The sequence below is a fragment of the Thermosporothrix hazakensis genome (assembly GCF_003253565.1).
GTDB lineage: Bacteria > Chloroflexota > Ktedonobacteria > Ktedonobacterales > Ktedonobacteraceae > Thermosporothrix > Thermosporothrix hazakensis.
Genome location: NZ_QKUF01000015.1, coordinates 116293 through 131088 on the forward strand (window position 1 = coordinate 116293; position 14796 = coordinate 131088).

The 14796-nt window shown below is 53.8% G+C and carries 13 protein-coding genes; 1 reads left to right on the forward strand and 12 read right to left on the reverse strand.

The annotated features are described in order from the left end of the window. Positions 1–181: 181 nt before the first annotated feature. On the reverse strand, positions 182–1570 hold the full coding sequence (locus EI42_RS19475; RefSeq protein WP_111324304.1) for a metalloregulator ArsR/SmtB family transcription factor: 1389 nt from the start codon (positions 1568–1570) through the stop codon (positions 182–184). Positions 1571–1845: 275 nt separating this feature from the next. Between EI42_RS19475 and EI42_RS19480 the strand changes: the two genes are divergently transcribed. Next, positions 1846–2970 (forward strand): MFS transporter, encoded by a 1125-nt coding sequence (locus EI42_RS19480; protein ID WP_111324305.1) that lies wholly within the window; start codon positions 1846–1848, stop codon positions 2968–2970. A 50-nt stretch (positions 2971–3020) separates the two neighbouring features. Here the strand turns inward: EI42_RS19480 and EI42_RS19485 are convergent, their stop codons facing one another. The 11 genes from EI42_RS19485 to pdhA all read right to left on the reverse strand — a co-directional run bounded on the left by EI42_RS19485 (position 3021) and on the right by pdhA (position 14754). Then, positions 3021–3782 (reverse strand): SDR family oxidoreductase, encoded by a 762-nt coding sequence (locus EI42_RS19485; RefSeq protein ID WP_111324306.1) that lies wholly within the window; start codon positions 3780–3782, stop codon positions 3021–3023. Beyond that, on the reverse strand, positions 3782–4897 hold the full coding sequence (locus tag EI42_RS19490; RefSeq protein WP_111324307.1) for a Gfo/Idh/MocA family protein: 1116 nt from the start codon (positions 4895–4897) through the stop codon (positions 3782–3784). The genes EI42_RS19485 and EI42_RS19490 overlap by 1 nt, the downstream gene beginning before the upstream one ends. A gap of 129 nt (positions 4898–5026) precedes the next feature. Continuing rightward, positions 5027–5686, reverse strand: a complete 660-nt coding sequence (locus EI42_RS19495) for a response regulator (RefSeq protein ID WP_111324308.1) — start codon at positions 5684–5686, stop codon at positions 5027–5029. Positions 5687–5732: 46 nt separating this feature from the next. After that, positions 5733–6644: a DUF2705 family protein gene (locus EI42_RS19500; RefSeq protein WP_111324309.1), complete on the reverse strand. Its 912-nt coding sequence runs from the start codon at positions 6642–6644 to the stop codon at positions 5733–5735. 11 nt (positions 6645–6655) lie between these two features. Continuing rightward, complete coding sequence (locus EI42_RS19505; RefSeq protein ID WP_111324310.1) at positions 6656–7375, reverse strand: ABC transporter ATP-binding protein; 720 nt, start codon at positions 7373–7375, stop codon at positions 6656–6658. 150 nt (positions 7376–7525) lie between these two features. Beyond that, positions 7526–8983 carry a HAMP domain-containing sensor histidine kinase gene (locus tag EI42_RS19510; RefSeq protein WP_111324311.1) on the reverse strand — a complete coding sequence of 486 codons (1458 nt, stop codon included), beginning with the start codon at positions 8981–8983 and terminating at the stop codon, positions 7526–7528. 67 nt (positions 8984–9050) lie between these two features. Beyond that, a complete protein-coding gene (locus EI42_RS19515) occupies positions 9051–9869 on the reverse strand; it encodes a hypothetical protein (RefSeq protein ID WP_111324312.1) in 819 nt (272 codons plus the stop codon). A 213-nt stretch (positions 9870–10082) separates the two neighbouring features. Continuing rightward, on the reverse strand, positions 10083–11429 hold the full coding sequence (locus EI42_RS19520; protein WP_111324313.1) for a dihydrolipoyl dehydrogenase family protein: 1347 nt from the start codon (positions 11427–11429) through the stop codon (positions 10083–10085). 17 nt (positions 11430–11446) lie between these two features. Then, complete coding sequence (locus EI42_RS19525; RefSeq protein ID WP_111324314.1) at positions 11447–12646, reverse strand: dihydrolipoamide acetyltransferase family protein; 1200 nt, start codon at positions 12644–12646, stop codon at positions 11447–11449. A gap of 53 nt (positions 12647–12699) precedes the next feature. Further along, the gene (locus EI42_RS19530) at positions 12700–13677 is read right to left on the reverse strand and encodes an alpha-ketoacid dehydrogenase subunit beta (RefSeq protein ID WP_174843913.1); all 978 of its coding nucleotides are present in this window, start codon (positions 13675–13677) and stop codon (positions 12700–12702) included. A gap of 6 nt (positions 13678–13683) precedes the next feature. Continuing rightward, positions 13684–14754, reverse strand: coding sequence for a pyruvate dehydrogenase (acetyl-transferring) E1 component subunit alpha (pdhA, locus tag EI42_RS19535; RefSeq protein WP_170142758.1), 1071 nt, complete (start codon positions 14752–14754; stop codon positions 13684–13686). Positions 14755–14796: the final 42 nt, after the last annotated feature.

Here is a 14796-nt window from a genome sequence, read left to right on the forward strand (position 1 = left end):
TCACTATGTAAATAACCCAACACCACTAAATATAAATACAGCAATATATATAAACACATCTGTAACAAATGACAAAACAATCTCTTACTTTACCTGTGCACTATCAGAAAACAAGCAGAGACTGCACGGCATTGTACAGCCTCTTCGGCAGGAAAGTGGAAGGATTCTGGAGAAAAGCTGTTTAGAAGGAGAGCGCCCGAACAAAGTTGAGCAGAACTTCTTTTTGCTGAACCATCAATTGGAGTACAGATGTGGCGGGTGTGGCATCAAGCAGATGTAAGTCAAGCGCCTTGCCATGTTGTTGAAGTGCCTCTTGATATCGTTGAGCCTGCTTTAAAGAGTAGCGTGGATCAGTACGCCTCTGAAAGAGAAGCAAGGGGGCCATTACCTCTGCCGCATAAGAGATAGGAGAGTAGCGTTTATAAGCAGCACTCTTTTCCGCAGGCGTTCCCTCGAAGATAGCTGTAACAAAGGTGCGGTCCTCATCCTCCTCATAATTGAGCAGCCAATCAGTCACCGCCTCTCCCGCGATGCCCGCAGCCCAAACCTCGGGCTGCATCCCGAGGGCAAGCAATACCAGCGAAGCATTATAGCGCCAGCCCGTCAGCACCACAGCATGCTCAGCCGCGATTCCCTGTTCGATCAGCCAACCGCGCACGAGCTCCAGATCAGCCAGTTCATGCTGTCCGGGATGTCCTTCAATCCGCTCCTGAAGCGTCAGCGGAGCAGTCACAGGCGGCGTTGCCGCACTATGGATTTTCACATAGGGAGCAACCTGATGAGGCAGAGCAAGCACCAATGGCACATTGATAACACAATAGGCGAAGCCGTGGTCAAGCCACATCCCGGCCAGCGGAGAAAGCCAATCCTCAAGAGCAACCTCAGGGCCTTCATGGATCTCCAGAATCGTCGGGAAAGGCCCCTTCCCCTCAGGCACACCCACCCACCCGTGTAGCAGCACGCGATCGCGAGCCCGCAGTGAGATCTGTTTCCACTGCTTCCCGGTAGGAAGACGCCAGTATAAACCCTGTTCACGCTGTAATAAGTGGGCCTGCGTGCTAATCATCTCACGCCGCAAATAGGCGGTATCAGGATGATGAGCCTTCAAGATTTCATTGACCTGCGCCTCTGTATAGAGTCTTCCTTCCTCAAAAAACTCCGTCAGCCATCTCAAGATCACCATGCGTTTCTTGACGCTCGAGGGAATCTCTTTAATACGAGAGTCTTCCAGAAAATCGCGCAAGACCTTTCGCTCCCATGCATTGCCCTCAATGTCAGTCACCAGTGAAGCCATGCGCTCAGGCGTCAGCAGAAGCTTGTTTGTCTGACGCAGCGTCTCCACATTAAGCCAGTAATAATGGATATTCCCTTCGCTCCGCATCCCGACCAAATCGAGCTCTTTCAAGCGTGCCAGATGGTGTGAGACAGTGGGAGCACGCAGATGGAGCAAGGCCGCAAGCTCCTCAACGCTTCGTTCTCCATTTGCCAGAATCCCCAGTAATTTCAACCGAGTTTCGTCTGCCATTGCTTTAAAAAACTGAAGAAGCGCCTGAAATTCCTCTTGCGGCATGATTAATACTCCGTTATAGTATACGTGGAAAGTTTCTTTCTGATACCTGGCAAGTACTATGTAGACTGAAGTCTAATTAGAAGTATATCGAAAAAGAGGTTTTTCTGTCAAGCTGAAACCCACAACAAATCGATCAGGGAGAATCTGGTTAGCGTCATTAGCGCGAATATCCTATTCTCGTTTGGAATAATCACCCGGCATGATAGGATACTATCTATATTGAAAAACCCGAAGACACCCGAAAAAATGAAAGCATTTTGAGGAACACCCTGAAAATGGAGAAAATCATCTACTATACCCGCCTTTTTCTACCACAAATTCTCTGTATTGGCATTTGTAGTTTGCTGTTTTATGGATACAGCCTGTTCTGGGCATCCATTGTTCAGACCTATCAGCTTTCGACCAAATGGGCGCTCAGCGGTTGGCTCCTTCTTGTCGCGATCTATCTAATACTTGGCTGGTTTTATAGTAAGTTTTATGCCCATCACATTATTCGCCCTCTGTATCCTCATGATGCCTTCAAACAACGAAGAACAGCGTATATTGGAGGAATGCCCTTCTACGTGCTCCTTGTCCTCTGTCTGGCAGCGTTTGTTGAAGCCGCATTTCTGGAAACGCTACGGCACATTCTGGCAGGGGCTTTCATCGGCGCTCTCATCTTTGGCGGAGCTGCCGCCTTTTATATTGCAACAATGCGCGTTCACCTGGTGCCCTCCCGCTCCGATAATATCTATCGCCTCTTCCGTTCTGAACGTGAAACCTCTCTCAACGGCATTACACCATATCCATATATGCAAACCTACATTGATATGCAACCGGAAAACATGCCAATGCTTCCGCCATCAAGCGTAGAAGAGCCAGAAAAGCATCTCTCTGAGATGCCCCGGGAAGCGTTTGAGTCCGCTGACTCCGGTGTATTTTCTCTCGATAGCGAGCAAGCAGGAAGTGCCAGCGCACAGCAGCACGAAGAGATGCCCCGGGAAGCGTTTGAGGATACCAGCTTAGATGTAGTTCCTACCTCTCCTCAAACCATCAGTCAGGTAGAGCAGGAGGCGTTCGAGCCCACCAGCACTGATACACTCTCCTTCTTCGATCAGCCTCCTGAGGACAAAGCAGGCGACGAGCCTGAAAGTGAGGTAGTTCCTCAAGAGGCTTTCCCTCCTTTTGAACCAGAACAGCTCCTTGAGCCCTCAACAGAAGAACCAGGTGCCGAGATGGTTCCTCAAGAGGCTTTCCCTTCCCTTGAACCAGCGCAACTCTCTGAGACCACCACAACAGTAGAATCAGCGCACGAGGAGGCTCCTCAGGAAGAGTTCCCGCCCTTTGGGCTTGATAAAGACGAGCAGGAAGAAGATACCGCCAAACATGTTGCGGTGCCCTCTCCTCACAAAGACCGGTAATCGAGCAGGCTCCGTTCTCTCTCCTTCGGGAGAACGGAGCCTCTTTTCATTTAACCAGCAAGCATCTGTTCCAGCGAGCCACCAATTACCAGCACATGCCCTGATGGTAGTGATTCATTGCATGCGGCTTCTGCGATCATCTGCCCCATCTCTTCAGCGGTAGGCAGATCACCAGCAGCCTGTTTACGCTGCATAGCAAGGCCGGGGGCTGAACGTTCCAGCAGCTTCGGCGTGATGGTATCCTGAATCAAATCGCCTGTCACAATGAGCAGACGAATTCCGCTAGCATTCAGTTCATCCTGACGTGCCAGTAGCGCCTGTTCACCGGCATATTTTGAGGCTGCCACCGGTTCATATGCCGGGATCTGAGGTACTCGACCATAGAGATGCGCCCAGTGACTGGTGACAAAAACGATGGTGCTTCCCTGCGGCAGCAGTGGCAGCGCCTGCTCAAGCAAGGCAACCTGAGCATCTCTATTTATTACCATCGGATAATCTGGATTTGCTGCTACAAGATCACGTTCCAGACCGCCAGAAGCGTTCAGTACCAGAAGGTGCAGCGCCCCAAATTCCTCGCGGATCGTCGCAAACAGCCGCTCACGATCAGCCGCGTTCGTGATATCACAACCCACAGCGCAGGCCCTCACCCCATAGCTTTGAGCCTCCTGCACGACCGCTTCGGCCCGGGCCGCTTTATTTCGGTAGATAATCACGACAGAATAACCTGCCTTCGCAAGCGCTAATGTAGTTGATGCACCGATTCCGCGCGAACCACCGGTAATCAAAGCCACTTTTCGCAGTGAACCATCCATTACAACTCTTGTCCCTTCTCAGTTTCTATGCCAAGCACAACTTCACGTCCCTGCAAGGCGGAAGCGTAGCAGGCATCTATGATACGGGTGCGTTTTAACCCTTCCGAGCCATTATAGAGAGACCAGTTGCCACTGGCAATTGTTTCCACAAAGCTCCGTACCACAGCCAGGTGATACTCACCACGCTGCACCGCAGGTTTCACCTCTGCTGGCACGCCCGCGACATCTGTATAGATGCGCAAGGTATCCTGATATGCATGATTTCGGACCCGGATCTCCGCGCCACCTTCAGTTCCATAGAGGATCACGCCAAAGTCATCTTCAGCACTGCTGTGGGTTGCCCAACTGCTTTCAAGCAGGAGTGTTGCCCCATTTGAGAGGCGTAAGAACGCGCTCGCCAGATCCTCAACCTCATAGGCATGCCCTGCCCCTGACTTGAACGCCCGAGCATCAAACCCTAGCCCGCGATGACCGAGTTCGCTATACGTCGATGCGCTAACTGTCAATACGTCTGGCTCATTTAACAAGAAGAGCGATAAATCCAGCACATGCACCCCCAGATCTATCAGGGGACCGCCTCCGGCTTTCTCTTTGCTCACAAACCAGGAACCTGCCCCGGGAATACCTCTGCGCCGCATCCAGAACGCCTTTGCATAGTAGATCTTGCCAAGTTTACCTTCATCAATATAGCGCTTCAATACGGCAATATCACCGCGTTCACGATGGTTGAACACCACCTGCAAGACACGATTGGCCTGTGTCGCCGCCCTGACCATCGCTTCTGCTTCCTCTGTGTTTCGAGCCAATGGCTTCTCACAGAGCACGTGCAGCCCACGTTCCAGTGCGGCAATCGCAACGGGAGCATGTAAGAAGTTGGGGACCGCCACGCTCACCGCATCAAGGTCAGGATGTTCCAGCAATTCGCTATAATCTCGATAGAGATGAGGAATCTCAAAACTCTTCCCGAGCTGCGCCAGACGGTCTTCTTCCTGCCCGGCAAGCGCAATAACCTCTACATCAGGCAACGTCTTGTATGCCCGGAGAGCGCTTTCACCACCAAAACCAAGCCCGATCACGCCCACGCGAAGCGGGCTCCTCTGCAATTCTTTTTCCATATATTGTTCTAACCCTGAACGGCCTTCCTGTGCCGCTCATTCCCTCCATAATACCGATATAATTACCGAACGACTTCCTCCCCCATTATAGAAGGAAACAATGGGTTTCTACAAATAGCAGGCCTTTTCTCACGCGTTGGTACGCCGCACCAGCCCCTGTTGCCACGCATAGACGGCAGCCTGTGTACGATCAACCATATGCAGCTTGCCCAGAATATTACTGACATGCCCTTTCACGGTCTTCTCACTGATGACCAGCTTTTCGGCAATGGCAGCATTCGAGAGACCATCAGCAATCAGGCGCAACACCTCAAGCTCACGATCGCTGAGTTCAACAAACAGGTTCGGTGTATCCCGACGCACGCCCCGAATCTCCTGCACAACCCGTGCTGCGACTCTGGGATGCAGCACGGATTCACCACGGGCCGCTTTGCGAATAGTATCAGCCAGTTCCTCCGGGCTGACATCTTTCAGAACATAGGAAAGCGCTCCTGCACGCAAAGCAGGGAAAATATATTCATCATCATAGTAGGAGGTCAAGACAATAATCTGAGAGTGCGGGCTGACCTGCTTCACCTTCCGGGTTGCCTCAACACCACCTATTCCAGACATAACCAGATCCATCAATACAATGTCGGGAGCCAGTTCACCGGCCATATGTACAGACTCCTCCCCCGTCCCGGCCTCGCCAACCACAAGCAAATCTGGCTGGATCTCAAGAAAACCGCGTACACCCTGCCGCACAATGGCATGATCATCAACGATTAAAACTGTTATTTTCTCATTCATAGCATTCGTTTCCTCGCAGGCACAACTCGGCAGAACACAACCTTGTTTAGTGTATCATATTCTTACGCCAGCACCTCACTCTTCGTTTGAAGGGCAAAGACGGCGTGCAATCCTGCCGAAGAAACAGGAAGAAGGCCAGCAACAGAAACAGAATACAGTAGAACGTGAGCCCTCCGACGATGCCCCAGAACGGAAGCAGATTTCCCTGCCGCTCCAGGTTTTCAGTCAGGCCGACAAAAGAGGCAATTTTCTGTTCCGCATCGACAAACAGCGGGTTGGCACTCATCAGCGCCCGGGAAAGTCCAAAAGGCGTGCAGGACACCAGCACCCGCACCCACTGACTGTATCGCCCAAGCACCTCAAAAAGCGGATATACACACAAGGACAAAAGCAGGATACAGACGATCCCTTTAAGGGATGAACGCAGACCTAATGCCAGCACAAAACTCAGTAGAAGCAATGGTAGCAAAGCATACGTCGCTTCACACAGGCTAAGCGCCATTCTCTCCACCTCTGACCATTCAACCTCACCCACAACGCTCCCATCAAAGAGCGAGACCAGGCTGACAGAGACGATTGAGAGGATGATTGTCAGTCCCAGTGTCAGGAAAAGCGTCACGACTTTCGCCGTGAGCAAGAGCCAGCGCGGTACTCCCCGAGTCAGCCAGAGATGGAATGAGCCCCATGTAAACTCCTGTCCAGCCAGAAGCGCCGATAGCACCAGCAGGACAAGACCACCAAGATGCACAAAATAGAGCTGAGAGACCACGATCACCAGATTGAAGGGCCAGTGAAATACCTGTGCCGCGTGGTTTAAGCTATTCAGCGGGAGAACACGCAACAGAAGCAGACAGGTTTCCAGTAACAGGTTACTGAAAAGAACCAGGGCCTGCCCTATCCAGAGATGAGGAAGAGCACAGACTTTCTTGCACTCTACATACAGGATCTTCCAGAACATCTTGCGCTTTTCTATCCCTCCTCAAAATCAGATATAGGCAGAAGCCCTTTTTGCTGCAACTCGGAGATTGTCCCCTGGGCAACAATATGCCCCTTTTGCAACATGGCGATCCGATCACACAGGCGAGCCATCTCTTGAGGAAGATGACCACCCAGTATAATCGTGATGCCCTGTCGGGCCAGGCGCTGCAACAACTGGCGGAATTCCTGTTTCCCGGCAGACTCTAAATATAAAGTCGGTTCATCGAGAATGAGCAGCTTCGGGCTGTGGAAGAGCGCCAATCCAAATAGCAACCGTTGCTTTTGTGCCGCCGATAAATACCGAACTTTCTGGTGTGCATCCTGTTGCAATCCTACCAGCTCAAGCAGTTCATCGATCCGCGTCTGAGCAATATCCGGATAAAGATGTGCCAGCAGCAGAAAATGGTCGCGCACAGAAAAAGGAGAGAGCAGCGATGGCATCCCGATTGTCGAGCCAACATGGCGCAAAGGAGCGGTATGCCCGGGGGTGACCGCTTCCCCGAAGATACGCACCATACCAGCCGTTGGCCAGAGCAGCCCGAGTAGCAGCCCGAGTAGAGTCGTCTTCCCGGCTCCCTGCTCTCCGAGGAAGCCAAATACTTCCCCGGCATGGACCACAAAAGAAGCTTCCTTCACCGCATAGCACTTTCCAAACCGTCTGGATAAGCCGATTGCCTCCACAATAGAGTCTCTTTGTGTATTGTCCTTCATTGCGCCTCTTTACGCCATCACATGTTACTCTCAGATCAACCAATAGCCCATACACTGAACTTTAGAGGATGAGCATGACACAGGCAACCACCTGAAGAAGCGCATACCATAAGACCTGAGAACTGACATATGCGGCCTGTTGAGTAATGATTACAGGTCCTTCTGTGTGAGCGGACAGTGAATACAGAGGGTTGTACCCATATCTCTCTCGCTCTCAATCGTCACTGATCCGTTGATCGCCTCAATACGTTCTTCTATCGAGAGGAGCCCTACCCCTTTTCCACGTGCCGCCTCCACCTGAAAGCCAATCCCATTATCGCTAATTTCCAGGAAGACCGCATCTTCCTCGTAGCGCAATTGGAGCTCAACGCTTGTAGCTTTGCTATGTCGAGCAATATTGGATAACGCTTCCTGCATCACCCGATATAAGGCCTCTTCCACCTCAAGTCCCAATGGATGTTCTCCCTGTATCCGTACTACTGCCGGAATGCAGGTCTGCTGCTGCCAGTGCAGTGCATATTCCTGAAGTGCCAGCGCCAGCCCCTTTCCCTCCAGACCAACCGGGCGCAGTTCACGGATCAGCGCAGTTAACTCCTGCTGCACCTGTCGTACCAGATGTTCGGCCTCATAGAGATGCTTCTGTGCGGCCTCCTGATCGCGTGACATCAGCCCCTTGACAGTACTGAGTTGCATTGAAACCGCAAACACCTGCTGCTTGACACTATCATGAAGATCTCGCGCCAGACGGTTCCGCTCTTCCAGCGTTGCCAGCTTCTGTCGCATTTGAAGTTGCCCCCGAAGCTGCTCAGCCATTCGATTTAACTGACGCGCCAGATACCCAACCTCATCCCGCGACGTATCTTTTGCAAAGAGCGAGAAGTCTCCCCGGCTCCACCGATCCACAATTGCGTTGAGATGGTTAAAGCGGCGCGTCAGGCCACGCGAGACCGCAAAGCCAAAGATCATCCCCACAGTACCAGCAAACAGAAAGAGCAACACACCCAGAATCAGCAGCAACAGAAGGAAAGACCAGAAGATACTGGCAAACTTCCAGTGTAGATCCGAGATATGCAGGACTAACGCCCCAAGTACCTGCTGCCTCCCCTCAATGGGAGCCATAACTAGCCAGAAATTCTTTTCCTTATACAGCGCTGTCTTCGACTTTCCATGCAGGATATCCTGCAACTGTTGTGCCGGGCTGCCACTTAAACGGAGCCCAATCTGCGTATTTATCGCGGGCGCTTCCTCACCAGAGGAGGCTAAAACGCGACCAGCAGAGTCAACAACCACCACGTATTTTCTGGCAGCCATAAACGGGTCAAAATCAAAGTGACTCTCCAGCTCCTTGCTCATGCTCTGCAAGCCGTGTCTATCGGGCTCGCCAAGAAGCAGCGGCGCGGCCTTTCTGGCGGAATCCTCCACATCCCCCTGATAGAATTCCGGCATTGGCACAAGCACCATAAAGATGCCAAATAAAGCCAGAAAGAACAGGATTGCCAGAAGCAACTGTGCCAGAACAGTTGTCACAGTGTAGGAAAGCGTCAATTTCCCCTGAAGCCGAAAGAACGGGCTCAGAAAGCGCCTCAGGAAACGGCGGAAAAGTTTCACAGCATGGTACTCCGGTTACAGTTTCGATTTCCCCATTGTAGCACCATCAGTCCCGTCCGTTTACCCCCTACCCCTGCTCCCCGGCTCTGCCTCGGACCTGAAACACTATCCAGGCACCCAGGAGAAAACTCATTGTATACGCTGCAAGTCCCAATGCAGGCGCCAGCAGATTCTGCTGCACCGGGACAGCCGACTGCAACGATATCGCGTTCAACTGAAGCAGCGCCGCCGACAACTGCGAGGGCAGATATTGCACTACCCACCCACAGGGAACACCCGGCAGGCCAAGCAGCCAGACAAGTAATGGTTCCAGCACGAAGACTATGACCAGCGGAAGACCACAGGCCAGCGGCCACGAACGCGTTACAAGAGCCAGCATAAACGCCAGCGCCACATAGGGAAGCTGCGTATAGAGCGTACGCGCACAACTCAGAACCACCTGCACCGTGCTCAGCGGCACAAGCGGAACAGAGCCATGCATCAGGAAGGTGTAGAAAAGAGATAGCGCCCCGATCCAGAGCAGGGAGAACAGAAGCAGCAGGACCATCAGTCCGAACAGCGCCACAAAACGGGCCCCCAGCATGATCGAACGCGTCACACTGCTCTGATACCAGAGGGCTCCTGTTCGACGAGAAAGACGTTGCACATTGTATGCCGCCACCAGTACCAGCAGGACAGCGCCCCCAATATGACGAATCGAGACCGTATCAAAAGCCATCAGAAGCCCATTCGGCCAGAAGTAGTCACTTGAACTGATGAAAAGAGGTGTGGTCCAGGCCAGCGAGGCAAGCAGTGTAGAAAGAAAGGCAAAGAGGAGTAAGCCCCCCCAGAGGAGAGGGAAATTCCAGAGTCTGGAATTTTCTCGATAGAGTACAGACCAGAACATCAAACCAGCTTTCTCACAAGAACAGCATATTCCTGCATACAGGGAAGGAAGAGGAGCAGAGAGAACTGGAGGCCCCCGCTCTCTAGCTCCTCATTTCCATATCGAATAGCAGCAATAGCTCCACCGAGCAACAGTGTACCCGAACAGGCCAGCCAACACATCCGGCTCCGGTCCTGTTTCAGATAGGACTATAGATGCACGTCCCTCTATACATTATGGCTTATTCAGCACATGAATTGCACGTGCAAGTGCATTCTCCGCACCCTCAAGCACAGCCTCACTCAACGCAGGATGAGCATAGAGGATCTCTGTCAGGTCCGTGAGTGTCGCGCCCATTTCAATGGCAAGCGTCAGCGACGCGAGCAGATCAGCGGCACGAGGTCCAACCACCGTCCCACCAAGCACCGTCTCATGCTCCGCATCAGCAACCACAAAAACGGCCCCAAGATCAGCCCCGAGCGTTAAGGCCCGCCCGTTCGCCGCCAGTGGGAAGCGTCCCGTTTTTACCTGATAGCCCGCCCGGGTTGCTGCCTCCGCTGTCAGGCCTGCCGCAGCCAGCTCTGGCCAGCCCTGGACGACCTGAGGCACAACCATCGGCGCGAATTGCACACGCATCCCTGATAGGACTTCCGCCGCGACCTTCCCTTGCTTCAGCGCGACCGCCGCCAGCGCATGTGAGCCCAGACAATCACCCGCCGCATACACAGCAGGATTGCTGGTACGCATCATCGAATCAACCTTGATCCCGCCTTGCTCATCCACCTGTACCCCGGCCACATCAAGTCGCAGTCCTGCTGTTGCGGGACGCACCTCCTTGCAAACGACTAACGGGCGCGCTTTGAGCTGCTCCACCACAACGCCGGTTTTGACACGAATCTTGAGCTTGCGCAGGCCGGTCTGTAGCAGGCGTACCGCCGCTGGCTCAACCTCAGGTAGCAACCGCTCCCCGGGAACCGCAAGCTCGACTGTCACCCCCAGGCGCGCCAGCGCTGTAGCCAGTTCCAGCGCGATATAGTCATTTCCTGCAATCGTCACTTGTTCAGGCAATGTGTCCAGCTTTAACGCCTGCTCTGGCGTCAGAACATCGGTGGGCAACAGCGGAGCTCCGGCCCCGGTGGCGATGACACAGTGCTCAAAGGCAAAACGCAGCGAGCCATGTTCTCCTTCAACGCGTACCTCTTTTTCATTGAGAAACCAGCCAATCCCTTGCACAAGCTCTACCTGATTCCCGGTTAAGAGACGACGTACGCCGTTTGAGAGCCGCTCGATGACGCCCTGCTTCCATGCCTGCATCTTGCTCCAATCAAATGAGACTGTCTCGGCAGAGATGCCAAACTGTGCCAGTTCCTCAATCCCCGTCCGGGCATAGCGCTCACTTGCCTCAAGGAGCGCTTTGAGAGGAATACACCCACGATTCAGGCAGGTACCCCCGACCGGTCCCGGCTCAACCAGTGTAACCTTGCGCCCCAGTTGCGCGGCCCGAATCGCCGCCGCATATCCAGCAGGCCCAGCACCGAGAATCAACACATCCACAGCCGTTGTCACATCACCAACAACCATAGTCCATCACCTCTTTTCTACACCAAATCCAGGAGCAACTGTTGAGGCTTCTCGACCATCTGCTTGAAGCGCTCAAGGAAACGTCCGGCAAGCGCTCCATCGATCAGGCGGTGATCGAACGAGAGCGCCAACTGCATCATCGGTCGAATCTCGATTGCCCCATTGCACACAACCGGCTGTTCCTGCAAACGTCCAACCGCCAGAATTGCCGCCTCCGGATAATTAATGATCGGGACGCCGTTACTACCGCCAAAGCTACCCACGTTATTCAGTGTAAAGGTACTGCCCGACACCTCTTGTAACGCCAGCGCCCGCTTCTGAGCTCGTGCCACCAGATCCTCAAGCTTCTGTGCGATCTGGATCACACTAAGCGTATCGGCGTTGCGCAAAACAGGAACCATCAGCCCTTCTTGCGTATCGGCCGCTATCCCGATATGAAATGAGCGCTTATAGATAATCTCGCGTCGCTCCTCATCCAGTGTTGCATTGAAAATCGGGAATTCCTTTAAAACAGGGATCAGAAGCTTGACCAACAACGGCAGATACGTCAGTCGAACACCACGTTCTTCCGCCAGTGGCTTGAGTTCCTGGCGCAACCCGACCAGCGCGGAGCCATCCAGTTCCCCGAAAGCAGTTGCATGAGGAATGGTGCGCCATGAGCGTTCCATGCGTTCAGCAATCTGGCGCCGCAGTCCGGTGAGCGGCAGGCGCTTCTCTTCTGCTTCCTCCTTCAGTTGTGCCGCACCATTCAGCGCGGGCTCGGCGCTCTTACGCTGAAGATAGGCTTCAAGGTCTGGCATAGTGATGCGTCCATTGGGTTGCGAGGACGGTACCTGAGCCAGATCAATATGCAACTCAAAGGCGCGTTTCCGGACAGCCGGAGCAGCCAGAACTGTCTTTGCCGAAACAGAAGAACTCTGCGTGGCAACCGGCGGCGCAGGTGTTTCCGGGGCCACCTGCTTGACGTTTGAGGTCTTTGTGACATTCCCTTCAAAGGAGAGTAGCGGCGTCCCAACCTTCGCCACCTGTCCCTCAGGGACATGAATGGCCACAACCCGAGCGGAAACAGGAGACGGAATCTCAACAACTGCCTTATCCGTTTCGACCTCAACCATTGGCTGATCTAGCTTCACCAGCTCACCCGGCTGAACCAACCAGCGGCGAATTTCAGCTTCCTGCATTCCCTCGCCCAGATCCGGTAACTTAAATTCCTGCATAGTGACGATCTCCGTTCAAACACTGTACAACTTTCCTGAGAGGGAACACAGCTTTACGGTTCCAGCACGCGTCGAATCGCATCTCTTACCTTTCGGGCGTTCGGCAAATAGTAATCCTCCTGGCCGGGAACAGGGAACGGCGTATCATAGCCGGTTACACGCTCCACAGGCTTGAGCAGCGAGTACAGACACTGCTCGTTCAGAATTGATACGATCTCCGCGCCGACGCCGCCTGCTCGTGGAGCCTCATGGACCACAACCGCGCGTCCTGTTTTCGAGACAGAGGACACAATAGCCTCCTCGTCCAGCGGCCAGATGGTGCGCAAATCGATGACCTCAACCGTTGCCCCGGTTTCCTGCTGGATCTGTCGCGCCGCGTCCAGCGCAACCGGAACCATTGCGCCATAGGCGAAGAGGCTGACATCCTCCCCTGCCTGCACAACGTTCGCCTTTCCGAGCGGGACCGTATAGTAATCTTCTGGCGTCTCCTGCCGAAACGAGCGATAGAGCTTGATATTTTCCAGAAACACCACCGGGTCGGGATCGTCCACAGCAGACACCAACAATCCTTTCGCATCATAGGGATTTGAGGGAATGACCACTTTCAGGCCGGGTGTTTGCAGGAACAATCCTTCCAGGCTATCCGAATGCAGTTCAGGAGTGCGCACACCTCCGCCATAGGGAGCCCGCACCACCAGCGGACAGGTAAATACGCCACCAGAGCGAAAGCGCATACGAGCCGCCTGCGTCACTAACTGATTCATCCCCACATAGAGAAAGCCCGCGAACTGGATTTCCGCGACCGGGCGCATGCCATAGACAGCCATGCCAACCGAACTCCCAATAATAGCCGACTCGGCCAGCGGTGTATCAAAGACACGCTGCTCGCCAAAACGCTCTTGCAGCCGCTCAGTCACACGAAAGACACCGCCATTCGCTCCGATATCCTGGCCAAGCAGGACAACCCGCTGATCCCGCTCCAATATCAGCGCCAGCGCATTGTTCAACGCCTCTATCATCGTCATCTGCATAGCAGTTTACTCCTGTGCATACTGTTGAGCATCGCGGCGCTGCGCCTGCAAACGGGGCGTCAGAGTCGCAGCAGTCCAATCGAAGAACGCATCAGGAGCGTTGGGAGGCAAAGCCAGCGCCTCATTCGCCGCCTGATTGATCTCTTCCTCAACGGCGGCCACAAGCTCGCGATCCTGTTCCTCGGTCAGCATTCCCTCAGCCAGCAGGAAGCGCCGCAAACGGGCAATCGGGTCTTTTGCCTTCCATGCCTCCACTTCCGCCTCATCGCGGTAGCGTCTGGGATCGTCGGCAGTGGTATGCGCCCCGATTCGATACGTCAGCGTCTCAATAAGCGTGGGGCCATCACCGGCACGGGCCTTCTCCACAGCCTGCTTCATAACCTCAAAGACGGCCAGTACATCATTGCCATCAACAAGTACGGAGGGAATGCCGAAGCCGGGACCACGCAGCGCAAGCGAAGGGGCCGCGGATTGCTTCTTGCGTGGCACACTGATTGCCCAACCGTTATTCTGTACCACAAAGACAGCAGGAGCCTGATACACTCCGGCAAAGTTCAGCGCCTCATTAAAATCTCCTTCAGAGGTCGCGCCATCGCCACACACACCAACGGCCACCACCGGATCGCCGGAGAGCTTCGCCGCCATCGCCAGACCGACAGCATGCAACATCTGGGTACCAATGACAATTTGAATCGGGAGAGTATGACACTCGGGTGGATAGGCAGCGGTAAAGCCACGGAAGCCATAAATAAGAGTGGGAAGAGGAATTCCTTTCCAGATATGTGAGGCAATTTCGCGATAGGAGGTTGCAAGCCAATCTTCCTGGCGCAAGGGTGCGGCGAGACCGACCGCCGTTGCTTCCTGCCCGACCAGCGAACCAAAAGTTGTGGCTCGCCCCTGACGCTGAAGCGCAATGATTTTGTGCGAGAACGTACGACCGAGCTGCATCGCACGATAGAGTTTGAGGAGCATCTCCTGCGGAGCGGGTCCAAGATCAGGCATGTTGCTAACAAGGGTACCCTCTTCATTGAGGATCTGGTATGCCACCATGCCACTATCAATCTGCCGGGTAGTCATGGACATTTCTCCTTCTACGACGCCGATAAGACGGCGCGGTGG

What these genes read in the sequence shown, in the direction of transcription:
- EI42_RS19475 (WP_111324304.1), bottom strand. Translation starts at nt 1,570, where the DNA reads ATGCCGCAAGAGGAATTTCAGGCGCTTCTTCAGTTTTTTAAAGCAATG.
- EI42_RS19480 (WP_111324305.1), top strand. Translation starts at nt 1,846, where the DNA reads ATGGAGAAAATCATCTACTATACCCGCCTTTTTCTACCACAAATTCTC.
- EI42_RS19485 (WP_111324306.1), bottom strand. Translation starts at nt 3,782, where the DNA reads ATGGATGGTTCACTGCGAAAAGTGGCTTTGATTACCGGTGGTTCGCGC.
- EI42_RS19490 (WP_111324307.1), bottom strand. Translation starts at nt 4,897, where the DNA reads ATGGAAAAAGAATTGCAGAGGAGCCCGCTTCGCGTGGGCGTGATCGGG.
- EI42_RS19495 (WP_111324308.1), bottom strand. Translation starts at nt 5,686, where the DNA reads ATGAATGAGAAAATAACAGTTTTAATCGTTGATGATCATGCCATTGTG.
- EI42_RS19500 (WP_111324309.1), bottom strand. Translation starts at nt 6,644, where the DNA reads ATGTTCTGGAAGATCCTGTATGTAGAGTGCAAGAAAGTCTGTGCTCTT.
- EI42_RS19505 (WP_111324310.1), bottom strand. Translation starts at nt 7,375, where the DNA reads ATGAAGGACAATACACAAAGAGACTCTATTGTGGAGGCAATCGGCTTA.
- EI42_RS19515 (WP_111324312.1), bottom strand. Translation starts at nt 9,869, where the DNA reads ATGTTCTGGTCTGTACTCTATCGAGAAAATTCCAGACTCTGGAATTTC.
- EI42_RS19520 (WP_111324313.1), bottom strand. Translation starts at nt 11,429, where the DNA reads ATGGTTGTTGGTGATGTGACAACGGCTGTGGATGTGTTGATTCTCGGT.
- EI42_RS19525 (WP_111324314.1), bottom strand. Translation starts at nt 12,646, where the DNA reads ATGCAGGAATTTAAGTTACCGGATCTGGGCGAGGGAATGCAGGAAGCT.
- EI42_RS19530 (WP_174843913.1), bottom strand. Translation starts at nt 13,677, where the DNA reads ATGCAGATGACGATGATAGAGGCGTTGAACAATGCGCTGGCGCTGATA.
- pdhA (WP_170142758.1), bottom strand. Translation starts at nt 14,754, where the DNA reads ATGACTACCCGGCAGATTGATAGTGGCATGGTGGCATACCAGATCCTC.